This window comes from Terribium retamae, from assembly GCF_022347545.1.
GTDB classification, from domain to species: Bacteria; Pseudomonadota; Alphaproteobacteria; order Rhizobiales; family Rhizobiaceae; genus Mesorhizobium; species Mesorhizobium retamae.
Map to the genome: position 1 here is coordinate 74,755 of NZ_JAKREW010000026.1, position 6,815 is coordinate 81,569.

The window sequence follows — 6,815 nt, forward strand, 5'->3', positions numbered from 1 at the left end:
CTTCCCGCTATTTGCTCGTTGCTGCCGGCGCGGTGCGGCTGTCGACGTCGACGATGACGCTCAGCCCTGCACGCAGCTTGCCTGTTGCGATGGCGTCCGGTGCCACGTCGATGCGCACCGGCACACGCTGCACGACCTTGGTGAAGTTGCCCGTTGCGTTTTCCGGTGGCAGCATCGAGAAGACCGCGCCCGAGGCTGGTGCCAGCGATGAGACTTTTCCTTCGAACGTCTCATTGTGCATGGCGTCGACCGAGATGCGCACTTTCTCGCCTGGCACGAGGCGCGCGAGCTGCGTCTCCTTGAAGTTGGCGACGATGTAAAGCTTGTCCATGGGCACGATCACGGCAAGTTTCTGGCCAGGGCTGACGAGATCACCCCGTTCGACCGAGCGGTTGCCGACGACGCCGTCATAGGGTGCGCGCATGACGGTGAAGCCGAGATCACGTTCGGCCTTGTCCTTGGTCAGGCGCAGCGACGCCTGGTTGCTGGCGGTCTCGGCGCGCTGTGCTTCCAGCACACCGATATTGGCCTTCGCTGCGGCAATCTGGGCGTCGGCGCTGGTCAATGCGGCGCGGGTTTGATCGACCGCCGTCTGCGCGTCGTCCAGTTGCGCCTGGGTGGCGACGTGGGTCTTCAGCAACTGCGCTGTACGCACCTGGGTGCGCTGGGCATTGTCGGCGGCGGCCTGTGCTGAATTCCGCTGTGCCTGCGCCTGCTGCAGCGATGCCTGAGCGGCCGTGATCTGCGCGTCGATGCGGGCCAGCGTCTTGTCGAGAGTAGCGATCTGCGCCGCGGCCTGGTCGACGGCGATGCGGTAGTCTCCGTTGTCGACGATGAAGAGCGGGTCGCCAGCCTTGACGTGCTGATTCTCCTCGACCTTGATCTGCTCGATATAGCCGGACACCTTCGGCGACACGAACGCCATGTCGGCCTGCACATAGGCGTCGTCGGTCGAGATCATGAAACGGCCGTCGGTCCAATAGCCGTAGCCGTACCAGACGCCAACGCCCAGCAACCCGGCTCCAATGATGGGCAGCAGCAACGAACGCGCCGAACGTTTCTTTTTTGCCGGGGCCGCGGGCGTATGGACATTTTCCACGGGCGCGGTTGGGGCTTCAGCGCCTGGGGCCTTGGCATTTGGAAAAGGATGGACTTCCGCCGAGGTCGGCGTGGTAGAGTTCGACATGACAACGCTCTTGTGGTTTGCGAACTGAACCGTTCGGTTCGATGTTGACTTAACGTAAGAGCAGGCTCATATCAAGAGCGATCGAACCGGTCGGTTCGAATTATTTTACGTGTACAGGGAAATGAGCGAGATCTTGCCGGAAATAGAGGACGCACTGGAGCAGGCCGAAGGGGGCTTGGGTCGGGGTCGACCAGCGGCCGGCCAGGATCCGATCAAGCGCCAGCAGATCATTGAAGGCGCGCGCCGCGTCTTCATGGACAAAGGTTTCGATGCCGCCTCGATGAACGACGTCACCCGTGAAGCCGGCGTGTCGAAAGGCACGATCTATGTGTACTTCGACAACAAGGAAGAGCTGTTCGAAGCCCTCGTCGAAGAAGAGCGCTGCAAGATCTTCCAGAATCTCTATGAGGTGCTCGATCGCGAGGACAATCTGAGGGACGTCCTTGAGGACTTTGGCATGGCCCTGTCCTACAAGATCACCTCCGACAAGGTGGTTATGGCGCAGCGCATCGTCATCGGTGCTGCGGAACGGATTCCTGAACTCGGCCTGCGTTTCTATGAGAAAGGGCCGAAGAATGGGCATGCCAAGGTCGAGGCATTCCTCAATCGGGCCGTCGAAAAGGGCCTTCTGGCAATACCCGACATCGATCTTGCCGCATACCAGCTCTCGGAACTCTGCCTGGCCGGCCTGCTGCGTCAGCGCCTGTACGGTTATCGCCGCGAATCGCCAGCCGACCATGAGATCAGGCATGTGGTGCAGTCGGGTGTCGATGTCTTCCTGAAGGCCTATGGCACTGAAGCGTTTGCTGTGCAGGACAGGGCCAGACGCACGGACTGAGCGACGGCACTATCCGCCGTTGGCGACCAGCACGATCGCAGCGCGGAGTTCTTCGAGCCCGCCTGCCTTCTCCGACGACGTTGCCAATACGCCCGGGAAAGCTGCCGGCCTTTTCTTGATCTTGGCAAGGGTCTCTTCGATCAGGCGCGGCAGACCGGCCGTCTTGATCTTGTCGGTCTTGGTCAGGACGATCTGGTAGGAGACGGCTGCCTTGTCGAGCAGAGTCAGTACGTCCTCGTCGTTTTTCTTGATGCCGTGCCGAGCGTCGATCAGCACATAGACGCGCTTCAGCGTCACCCGGCCCTTCAGATAATCGAAGACGAGCTTCGTCCATTGGTCGACTTGCTCTTTCGGCGCCTGGGCATAGCCGTAGCCCGGCATGTCGACCAAGGCCAGCGGCGGCAGGTCGGCGCCTTCACCGGAAAATCCGTCGGGCACGAAATAATTGAGTTCCTGCGTCCGCCCCGGCGTGTTGGATGTGCGGGCCAACCCCTTTTGACCGACCAGCGCGTTGATCAGCGACGACTTGCCGACATTGGAGCGGCCGGCAAAGGCGATCTCCGGCGGGCCTTCGGGCGGCAGGAACTTCATGGCAGGCACGCCGCGGATGAAGACCCATGGCCGCGTGAAGATGTCCACACCGACCGCAGTGATCGTTTCTGCCGTCACGTCGATGCCTCGAGGCGGTCGATATCGGCGCCGCGGATAGCATCGAGGTTGCGGGTGATCTTGTCGGCTGGCCAGTTCCACCAGGCGATCTGCTGCAGCCGCGCAATCGTTTCGTCGTCGAAGCGCATCTTGACGACCTTGGCGCTATTGCCGGCGGCGATCGCGTAAGGCGGCACGTCGCGCGTTACCACCGACTTGGCGGCGATGATGGCGCCGTCGCCGATCTTCACGCCGGGCATGATCGCGGTGTTCATGCCGATCCAGACGTCGTTGCCGATGACGGTATCGCCGCGCAGCTCGGCTTTCCAGGTCGCGACGTCGAAGCCCTTTTCCCAGCCGTGGCTGAAGATGTTGAACGGGTAGGTCGAAAAGCCGCCCATGACATGGTTGGCGCCGTTCATGATGAATCGCGCGCCTTCGGAAATGGCGCAGAATTTGCCGATGATCAGCCTATCGCCGATGAAGGGGTGATGGTGCAGCACGCAGGTCTCGACGAAGCTCTCCGGCCCGCCCGGATCGTCGTAATAGGTATATTCGCCGATCTCGATGTTGGGAGCATGGACGATCGGCTTCAGGAAACCGACCCGATTGTGATGCAGCGTCGGATGTTTGGTATTTGGATTAGGGCCGTTCATTGTGATCTCCGTCGAGATTGCGGCGGAACTGGAGGATAGCCCAATCTTTTCGCCAATAGCAAAAGGCCCCGGCTGTGCCAGGGCCTTTTTTTACGGGATGGTTACGACCGCTATTCGGCCGGTGTCGGTTTCTTCTTGAACATGCCGGCCAGATTGTCCCACAGCTCGATCTTGGCGCCCTGGCGCTTCATGATCGCACCCTGCTGCAGGATCGACAGGAGATTGTTCCAGGCCCAGTAGATCACCAGTCCGGCCGGGAAGCCTGCCATCATGAAGGTGAAGATCACCGGCATCCAGTTGAAGATCGCAGCCTGCGTCGGATCCGGCGGCGCCGGGTTCATGCGCATCTGCAGGAACATGGTTACGCCCATCAGCAGCGGCCAGATGCCGATATGCAGCATGGCCGGCGTGGCGAAAGGCAGCAAGCCGAACAGGTTGAGCAGCGAAGTCGGGTCCGGTGCCGCCAAATCCTGAATCCAGCCGAAGAACGGCGCATGCCGCATTTCGATGGTGACGTAGAGCACCTTGTAGAGCGCGAAGAACACCGGGATCTGGATCAGCACCGGCCAACAGCCGGCGATCGGATTGATCTTCTCGGTCTTGTACAACTCCATCATCGCCTGCTGCTGCTTCATCTTGTCGTCCGCGTATTTCTCGCGGATCTCAAGCATCTTGGGCTGCACCTTCTTCATGTTCGCCATCGACTTGTACGACTTGTTGGCAAGCGGGAAGAAGACCGCCTTGACGACAACGGTGGTGGCGAGGATGGCCAGGCCGAAATTGCCGAAGAATTTGTAGAGCGTGTCGATCAGCCAGAACATCGGCTTGGTGATGAAGGCGAACCAGCCCCAGTCGATCAGCAGATCGAAGCGGCGGATGTCGAGATCCTTTTCATAGGCATTGATCTTCGACACTTCCTTGGCGCCCGCGAAGACGAGCGACTCGATGGTGGTCGACTGACCGGGCTCGACGGTAATCGCATCGGTCAGGAAGTCGGACTGATAACGTGGCCGGCCGTCATCGAAATAGGCGAAGCGCGGCTGGAACGGCTGCTTCTCGGTCGGGACCAGCGTCACCGCCCAGTATTTATCGGTGATGCCCAGCCAACCATCGGTCGACTTGCTGGGCACGTACTGCTTGTCCGTTTCGACGGACGCATATTTGTGCTCCTGCAGGCCTTCCTCGCCGGTCACGCCGATCAGACCTTCATGCAGCACGTAGATCGAAGGCGTGGTCGGCTTGTCGAAGCGGGTGACGCGGCCATAGTTCGACAGGGTGACGGCGGCTGTACCGGCGTTCTGCACCGTGTCGGAAACCTTGAACATGTAGTTCGCGTCCACCGAGATCGTGCGTTTGAAGGTGAGCCCCTTGTCGTTGGTGTAGCTCAGCGTTACCGGCGTCGTCGGCGTCAGCGCGGCGTTGCCATCCACGGTCCACACCGTATCCGGGCCAGGTACCTTGCCGCTGGCATCGTTGCCGACGAAGCCGAACTCGGCATAATAGCCGTTCGGCAAGGCCGACGGGTTGAGCAGCTCGATTTCTGGAGAGTTGTTGTCGACCGTCAGCCGATAGCGCTTCAGTTTCAGGTCATCGAGGCGTGCGCCGGTCAGATTGATCGAGCCCTCGAGGCTCGGCGTGTCGATTTTTACGCGGCTGGTGGCGGCAAGCGCCTGTTCGCGTCCGGCCGGAGTCGAGCCGTCGGTTCCGGGCAGGCTGGGTACTGCCCCCTGCTGAACCGGTGCCTGCGTACCCGCCGGTGCCTGAGTCCCCGTCGCCGGTGCCGTCTTAGCCTGGCGCTCCGCCTCGATACGTGCCGCTTCGCGCTGCTGCTCGACGCGCGGGTTCATATAGAACACCTGCCACAGCGTCAGGATCAGCACCGACAAAGCGATGGTGATGAAGAAATTGCGGTTGTTTTCCATCGAGACCTTAGCCTGTCGCGCTAGCGTTTTGCGTGGATACGGCGGGAAAGCTCGGCCTTCAGCTCACCGAATGGCGCGGTGAGGACATCCTCGCGCCCCACGATGACATAGTCATGGCCGCTTTCCATGTCAGCGGCGGCATAAGTGCGCACGGCTTCTTTCAGCCGCCGGCGGACCCGGTTGCGCACGACGGCGTTGCCGACCTTCTTGGTGACCGTGAAGCCGACACGCGGCGCTTCACTGTCACCGCGATTCAGCACTTCAACGAGGAAAAACCGCCCGCGCCGCTTTTCGCCGCGCCGGACGGTCAGAAAATCCGTGCGTTTCAGGAGCCGTTTGGGTGCCTGTCCCATTGGCCGGGTTGCTGGCAACGGCCGTGGCCGCCCGCTTAAGCGGACAGCCGCTTGCGACCGCGGTTGCGGCGTGCAGCGACGACGCCGCGGCCGCCCTTGGTGGCCATGCGGGCGCGGAAGCCGTGCCGGCGCTTGCGAACGAGCTTGGAGGGTTGGTAGGTGCGCTTCATTTGTTTAAATACCGCGGCGTGCGGCCCTTCTTGTGTCTGTCACTCTGTAACAGGAGCTTGTTGGCTGGGCCCTGTTTGGCGCGATCGAAACCGCGCCGGGTTCTGGGGCCCGAGCGTGAGCGGGGCTTATAGGTAGAAGGGTTTTGGAAGTCAATCCGGCTCGGCGCCAAAGAATCGCGCAAGATGTCTCATCACGTCATATAGCTGGAAATTCCGTCACAATTGCCTAGTTTGCATGGGAAGGCATGGCGGCATTGGGTGTATGAGCGTCGAACCTTCCACGATCGAGGGCACGGAAGCGCCCAGGCCTGCGGCTGGCGCCCTGGCGCGTGCCGTGCCGCTGGCGCGCGGCCTGTCGGCCAAGCTCATCCTGCTCACCATCGTCTTCGTGCTTCTCGCCGAGGTCTTGATCTTTCTGCCTTCGATCGCGGACTATCGGACCCGCTGGCTGCGCGAGCGCCTCAACACGGCCGCCGCCGTGTCGGTAGTGCTCATCGAAGGCGAGCCGGGTGCGCTTTCCCGCACGGCGCAGGACGATCTTCTGATGGCGCTTGGCGCCAAGGCGATCGCGGTGCGCGATGGCGACGCTTCGCGCCTGCTTGCCGTTGCGGCGATGCCACCCAAGGTCGATGAACATATCGACATCGCCAACACAGGCATGTTTGCGCAGCTTTCGGATGCGCTCGAAACCCTGTTCTGGGGCGGCGATCGCACGCTGCGTATCTTCGGCCCGGTCGGCGAGCAGGGCCGCGAATTCGAGTTGATCATGCCGGACTACCGCCTGCGCGCGGCCATGCTGTCCTTTTCGCGCAACATCGCGCTGATCGGACTTTTGATTTCGGTCTTCTCCGCAGTGCTCGTCTATGTCGCCGTCGACCGCATCATGATCCGCCCCGTGCGCGCGATGACGCGCTCGATGCTGTCCTTTTCCGAGGCGCCGGGGGCGCCCCCCCGGGGGGGGGCCCCCCCCCCCCCCGCCGGACGCAAAAAAACAAACCCCCCCCCCCAATATGGGAAAACAAAACACCCGACCAAAAAAAAA

General features: G+C 61.6%; 7 protein-coding genes and 1 pseudogene. 2 read left to right on the top strand and 6 right to left on the bottom strand.

Translation table 11 applies throughout. The annotated features are described in order from the left end of the window. Nucleotides 1-7 precede the first annotated feature (7 nt). Nucleotides 8-1,186 (bottom strand): HlyD family secretion protein, encoded by a 1,179-nt coding sequence (locus tag L4923_RS21510; protein ID WP_239368932.1) that lies wholly within the window; start codon nt 1,184-1,186, stop codon nt 8-10. Between the two features lie 121 nt (nt 1,187-1,307). On the opposite strand from L4923_RS21510, the gene L4923_RS21515 reads away from it, so the two are divergent. Further along, the gene (locus tag L4923_RS21515) at nt 1,308-2,024 is read left to right on the top strand and encodes a TetR/AcrR family transcriptional regulator (RefSeq protein ID WP_239368934.1); all 717 of its coding nucleotides are present in this window, start codon (nt 1,308-1,310) and stop codon (nt 2,022-2,024) included. 9 nt (nt 2,025-2,033) lie between these two features. Here the strand turns inward: L4923_RS21515 and yihA are convergent, their stop codons facing one another. The 5 genes from yihA to rpmH form a co-directional block, all read right to left on the bottom strand. Further along, entirely contained in the window at nt 2,034-2,693 is a 660-nt protein-coding gene (yihA, locus tag L4923_RS21520; protein WP_343303833.1) for a ribosome biogenesis GTP-binding protein YihA/YsxC, read from the bottom strand. Continuing rightward, a complete protein-coding gene (locus tag L4923_RS21525; protein ID WP_239368936.1) occupies nt 2,690-3,328 on the bottom strand; it encodes a CatB-related O-acetyltransferase in 639 nt (212 codons plus the stop codon). Before L4923_RS21525 ends, yihA begins: the two co-directional genes overlap by 4 nt. Nucleotides 3,329-3,438: 110 nt before the next feature. Beyond that, nucleotides 3,439-5,250: a membrane protein insertase YidC gene (yidC, locus tag L4923_RS21530; RefSeq protein ID WP_239368938.1), complete on the bottom strand. Its 1,812-nt coding sequence runs from the start codon at nt 5,248-5,250 to the stop codon at nt 3,439-3,441. Nucleotides 5,251-5,270: 20 nt separating this feature from the next. Further along, nucleotides 5,271-5,603 carry a ribonuclease P protein component gene (gene rnpA, locus L4923_RS21535; protein WP_239368940.1) on the bottom strand — a complete coding sequence of 111 codons (333 nt, stop codon included), beginning with the start codon at nt 5,601-5,603 and terminating at the stop codon, nt 5,271-5,273. A 35-nt stretch (nt 5,604-5,638) separates the two neighbouring features. Continuing rightward, on the bottom strand, nt 5,639-5,773 hold the full coding sequence (gene rpmH, locus L4923_RS21540) for a 50S ribosomal protein L34 (RefSeq protein WP_008833937.1): 135 nt from the start codon (nt 5,771-5,773) through the stop codon (nt 5,639-5,641). A gap of 262 nt (nt 5,774-6,035) precedes the next feature. Between rpmH and L4923_RS21545 the strand changes: the two are divergent. Beyond that, nucleotides 6,036-6,815, top strand: a pseudogene (locus tag L4923_RS21545) (hypothetical protein); the annotation flags it as partial.

What these genes read in the sequence shown, in the direction of transcription:
- L4923_RS21510 (WP_239368932.1), bottom strand. Translation starts at nt 1,186, where the DNA reads ATGTCGAACTCTACCACGCCGACCTCGGCGGAAGTCCATCCTTTTCCA.
- L4923_RS21515 (WP_239368934.1), top strand. Translation starts at nt 1,308, where the DNA reads ATGAGCGAGATCTTGCCGGAAATAGAGGACGCACTGGAGCAGGCCGAA.
- L4923_RS21525 (WP_239368936.1), bottom strand. Translation starts at nt 3,328, where the DNA reads ATGAACGGCCCTAATCCAAATACCAAACATCCGACGCTGCATCACAAT.
- yidC (WP_239368938.1), bottom strand. Translation starts at nt 5,250, where the DNA reads ATGGAAAACAACCGCAATTTCTTCATCACCATCGCTTTGTCGGTGCTG.
- rnpA (WP_239368940.1), bottom strand. Translation starts at nt 5,603, where the DNA reads ATGGGACAGGCACCCAAACGGCTCCTGAAACGCACGGATTTTCTGACC.
- rpmH (WP_008833937.1), bottom strand. Translation starts at nt 5,773, where the DNA reads ATGAAGCGCACCTACCAACCCTCCAAGCTCGTTCGCAAGCGCCGGCAC.